Here is a 4,363-nt window from a genome sequence, read left to right as displayed (position 1 = left end):
ACCGGCTCTGATACCGACACCGGCTCTGATGATGGCTCCACCGGTGATGGTTCTACCGGCGAGGGAGAACCCACTGAAGAGGAAACGGTAGATACGACGGCACCTACGGCGCCGGGTTCACTGAACGATACCGCGGTTGGCACCTCTTACGTGACCCTGTCCTGGGCGGAATCCAGTGATAACGAGGCGGTGATGAGTTATGAGGTGTATCGCGATGGCGCCCGAATCACGGAACTGTTGGCGCCCGAGACCAGCTACACCGACACGGGCTTGTCCTCAGGAACCACCTATCAGTATTCGGTGCGCGCGGGCGATGCGGCGGGCAATTGGTCCGAAAATAGCACCACGCTGGTGGTCACCACCAACAGTGAGCAGGTTGTGGGTGACGGCGTGGTCCTGGAGTGGACGACGCCGGATCAGCGCGAAAATGGTAGCTACCTGGAGTTGAATGAAATTGGCGGCTATGAGATCCGCTATCAGCAGGGCGCCGGTGGCGAGTCTCAGTCGGTTGTGGTGAACGATGCGTACGCCACGTCTCATGAGCTGAATCTGGAAGACGGAATCTACGAGTTCTCCATTGCTGTCTTTGACGTCAATGGCCTTTACAGTCAGTTTGTACCGATTGATCCGGTTCCATAACGCCTTGCGCTGATGTGAAGCATCTGAAAAAAATTTTGACTTAGCCGGCCTCTGTGCCGGCTTTTTTTGTGTCGGATTAAACCACCTTCCCTACAGCTGTTAGCAAAAATTCAAATAACGGAAAATGTTATTTATTAAGAAACAGTTGCACTCAATCCCGCCATTTTTGATTGAAACGACAATGCTTATGTGATCCATACCCCGCCTCGACGTTGACATTTTTGATTCGTGACACAGAACACGCTATTGCGCGCCACGATCGCGTTTTCAGGATTGTCTTATGGTCAAAAAGTACTTTAGGGTGTCGCCGGATCGGAGACAAAACGCGTTGCAAAGCATTCGATAAAGAGACGCGTTCGGTCACCGAAAATCATAAAACAATAAAACGCGCCGCCGTCTGGGACGACAATCGGCGCGACCGGTTCACGCTTGGGTAACGTTGAAAGCAATTTAGACCCGAACGTTTCAAACACTCGGGTTTTAACGTTGCTCCATTTCATAAAAGAAAGAGGCAAGAACCATGAACGCTATCAAGAAAACCCTCGCGTGCGCCGCTTTGGGTGCCAGTGCCCTGTCGGCTGCAATCGGTGTACAGGCAGGATTTCAGGTATCGGGAACCCAACTGCTGGATGGCAATGGCAATCCGTTCATCATGCGCGGAGTGAACCACCCTCACACCTGGTTTACCGGTCGCACCGAGCAGGCGCTGTCCGACATCGCCAGCGTCAATGCCAACACCGTCCGTATAGTGTTGTCCGATGGCCAGCAGTGGACGCGCAACAGTGCCGCCGATGTGGCGCAGGTGATTGAATGGTGTAAAGACAACGAGCTGATTGCGGTACTGGAGGTGCATGACGCCACCGGTTATGGCGAGCAGGACAGTGCGGGAACGCTGGAAAATGTTGTCGACTATTGGCTCGACATCGCTCCGGTACTTGAGGGGCAGGAAGATTACGTCATCATCAATATCGCCAACGAGCCATTTGGAAACGGGGTGGCCGCGAGTACCTGGGTGGATCAGCATGTCGACGCTATCCAGCGCCTGCGCGAAGCCGGCCTGACCCACACACTGCTGGTGGATGCGGCCAACTGGGGACAGGACTGGCAGGGTGTGATGCGCGATAACGCCTCCACCGTGGCCGCCGCGGATGAGCGCAATAACACGTTGTTCAGCGTACACATGTACGAGGTGTACCAGGACCGTTCCACTATTGAGAATTATGTGTCCACATTCTTGTCCACCCATAATTTACCGCTGATTGTGGGTGAATTCGGGGCGGATCACTACGGCAATGAGGTTGATGAAGCGTCGGTTCTGTCCGTGGCCGAAGACTATGGCATTGGCTATCTGGGGTGGTCCTGGTCGGGTAACAGCAGCGAGGTTGCCTCGCTGGATATCACGTTGAACTGGGATGTTGACAATCTGTCTTCCTGGGGCGATTTTCTGATCAACAGCAGTAACGGGCTGCGCCAGACGGCCCAGACAGCGACGGTCTACGAAGGTCAAAACTCATCGTCCAGTAGCGACGCCTCTTCAAGTTCCTCATCGTCAAGTTCCAGCGTTTCAAGCAGCAGTTCCAGCAGTCATTCATCGTCCAGCAGCGCACAGCCAGGTGCTGGAGATTGCGAGTATCAGATCACCAATGAATGGAGTTCGGGGTATATCGGTGCCATTCGGTTGACCAACTCCGGTACGCAGCCCGTGGACGGATGGTCAGTGAGCTGGGAGTACAGCGACGGCTCACGTATCACCAACAGTTGGAACGCGAAGCTGTCCGGTAATAACCCCTACTCGGCAGCCAATCTCGACTGGAATGGTGTCCTGCAACCCGGACAGACCATCGAGTTTGGCATTCAGGTCAGCAAGGGGGGCGCGGATGCCCAAGCGCCAAGCCTGTCTGGCCCGCTGTGTGACTGAACGGATTAGTCGGGCGGCGCGGGTTGCAGGGCGTCGCCTGAGCTTGAATTGCGCGGGTCGGTTCGATCGCCCGTGCTTCCTGGCCTGTCAGGGAAACGACAACCATCGGCGAAAGTTCGTCGGCGGACTCACCGGGAGGTGGTGGCATTTGCGACGCAGTACTTAACTTTCCAAGTACGTTTTAAGGAGATCCAATACAATGATAACGACAGTAAAAAAAGGCAGTGGTCTGGCGTTGCTGGGGTTGGCTATTGCCGCCGCCAGTCACGGCGCGTCAGCCGAATGCGCCTACTCGGTCAATAACGAATGGGATAACGGCTACACCGCCGAGGTCACCCTGACCAATGACGGTGCCAGCGCCGTCAGCGGGTGGGATGTGAGTTGGACGTTTGACGCCAACCGCATGACCAACGGCTGGAACGCCCAATTCTCCGGAAGCAATCCCTATACCGCCAGTGATATGGGCTGGAATGGCACGCTCCAGCCGGGGCAGAGTGTCAGCTTCGGTTTTCAGGTGGACAAAAACGGGGGCGCGGCGGAACAGCCGACGTTGGAGGGCGCGCTCTGTGAAGACGGCGGTTCGTCCTCCAGCTCGAGCTCCGAGTCCTCATCGAGTGACAGCAGTGCTTCCTCAAGCAGTGACCCGGGCGGCGCGGGGCAGCAGTGCAACTGGTACGGCACGACTTACTCCCTGTGCGAAACCACCGACAGTGGTTGGGGCTGGGAAAACAATGAAAGCTGTATCGCCCGCAGCACCTGTGAGGCGCAACCGGACCCCTATGGGGTGATCGATGGCGACGGGAGCAGCAGCTCTTCTTCATCGTCGAGCTCTTCCTCATCGAGCAGCGAGTCGTCCAGCTCGGAATCTTCCAGTTCGGACTCCTCCAGCTCTGATTCTTCAAGCAGTGACAGCAGCTCCAGCGAGAGCAGTTCGTCCTCCAGCAGCTCATCTTCCGATGGCGATTACACGCGTGTCGACAACCCATTTGACGGCACCACCCTGTACGTCGATCCGGTCTGGTCTGCAAAAGCACTGGCGGAACCCGGTGGCGAGGCCATTGCCTTTGAAAATACCGCCGTGTGGATGGATCGCATTGGTGCGATCACCGACGGTATCGGCCTGAAAGGTCACCTGGATGAAGCGGTCAATCAGGGCGCGGACACCTTCATGTTTGTGGTGTACAACCTGCCCAATCGCGATTGTGCCGCCTTGGCGTCCAACGGCGAGCTGCGGATTTCGGAGAACGGTTTCGAAATTTATCAGCAGGACTATATCGCCCCGATCGTGCAACTGCTGGGTCAGCCGGAATACAGCGACCTGCACATCGTCGCCATTGTGGAAGTCGACTCCCTGCCCAATCTGGTCACCAACCTGGATGAACCCGACTGTCAGGAAGCGGCCGGACCCGGTGGTTACGAGGATGGCATTCAGTACGCGCTCAATGAGTTGAGCACCCTGCCCAATGTGTATTCCTATGTTGATATTGCCCACAGCGGTTGGCTGGGCTGGAGCGACAACTTCAGCGAGGCCGTTCAGCTTATCGGCAATACCATCAAAGGCACTGACAAAGGTGTGGACAGCATCGCGGGCTTTGTCACCAACTCGGCCAACTACACGCCGCTGGAAGAGCCGTATCTGCCCGACCCCAGCCTGCAGGTGGGTGGTCAGCCGGTTCGCTCCAGTTCCTTCTATGAATGGAACCCCTACTTCGGGGAAATCGAATTCGCGCAGGACTGGCGTCAGGCGATGATCCAACAGGGCTTCCCGAGTGACATCGGTATGTTGATCGACACCGGCCGTAACGG

General features: G+C 56.4%; 3 protein-coding genes. All 3 read left to right on the top strand.

The window, feature by feature from the left end:
- Positions 1-639: fibronectin type III domain-containing protein (locus tag B3187_RS06375; RefSeq protein ID WP_286805209.1), on the top strand; the 639-nt coding region annotated here is incomplete at its 5' end.
- Between the two features lie 520 nt (positions 640-1,159).
- Positions 1,160-2,557: a cellulase family glycosylhydrolase gene (locus B3187_RS06370; protein WP_286805208.1), complete on the top strand. Its 1,398-nt coding sequence runs from the start codon at positions 1,160-1,162 to the stop codon at positions 2,555-2,557.
- 199 nt (positions 2,558-2,756) lie between these two features.
- Positions 2,757-4,363, top strand: a 1,607-nt coding sequence (locus B3187_RS06365) for a glycoside hydrolase family 6 protein (protein ID WP_286805196.1), incomplete at its 3' end; no start/stop codon positions are given.

This window comes from Marinimicrobium sp. UBA4209 (assembly GCF_002381585.1).
GTDB lineage: Bacteria > Pseudomonadota > Gammaproteobacteria > Pseudomonadales > Cellvibrionaceae > Marinimicrobium > Marinimicrobium koreense.
This window is presented reverse-complemented; position numbering and strand designations above follow the sequence as displayed.

Bases quoted from the DNA above. Each gene is read 5' to 3' on its own strand.
- B3187_RS06370 (WP_286805208.1), top strand. From the start codon at position 1,160: ATGAACGCTATCAAGAAAACCCTCGCGTGCGCCGCTTTGGGTGCCAGT.